This is a genomic window from Alcanivorax sp. HI0044 (genome assembly GCF_001634945.1).
This window is the reverse complement of record NZ_LWEZ01000578.1, coordinates 1-860: the sequence shown is the minus strand read 5'-3', so window position 1 is coordinate 860 and position 860 is coordinate 1. Positions and strand designations below refer to the sequence as shown.

Below are 860 nucleotides of genomic sequence, written 5' to 3'. Positions count from 1 at the left end.
GCAAAAACGCAGCGGACTGGCCGCTGCGCTGGGATCTGTTATTGCGCTATCGGTTGATTGAGGTGATCTCCCTTTGGGAGGGGCGGCTGACCACTAACCATCTTCAGCGGGCGTTTGGCATTGGCCGGCAGCAGGCCAGTAAGGACATCAATCAGTACCTGGGGGAATATGCGCCCGGCAACCTGGAATACGACCGTTCCCTGAAGGGGTACAAGCCCGCCAGCACCTTCAAGCCCGTATTCACAAGGGGCGTGGCGGATGAGTACCTGCAGATGATGCATTCCCGGGAGGATCTCAGTTGTGCCTTTGAGACCCTGGATGTGCGCGAACTCAATACCGAAGTGCTGCTTCCTCCTTCTCGTGACCTACGCCCCAGTGTGCTGTGCCCGATTCTCCAGGCCTGCCGGGACAAACTACGCGTGGAAATCCAGTACACTTCCTTGAGCAACCCGGAGCCGGAATCCCGCATCATTCAACCTCACACCGTGGCACACAATGGCATGCGCTGGCATGCCCGGGCCTGGTGCGAGAAGAGTAGCGACTACCGGGATTTCGTATTAAGCCGGATTCAGGATGAACCCGAATTCACCGAATTCACCGAATTCACCGAACAAAGCGAACACCACACTGAGCAGGATGATCATGCGTGGCAAGAACGACTCATTCTGCATGTCACCCCGGATCCTCGCCTCTCTGTGGCTCAACAGGACGTGGTTGCGCGGGATTACGACATGACCGATGGAGCGCTGACTATTGAGTGTCGGGCTGCCATGGCCAATTACATTGTGCAACTGCTTAGACTAGATGGGTCGCGACACCGAGACCCGGAGGCCCAGCAGGTGGTACTGGCCAACGAGGAT

Annotated in this window: 1 protein-coding gene; it reads left to right on the top strand. The window is 57.3% G+C overall.

What is annotated here, in order from left to right:
• Positions 1–860 (top strand): YafY family protein (locus tag A3730_RS06965; RefSeq protein WP_063537786.1); only part of this gene is annotated, 860 nt, incomplete at both ends.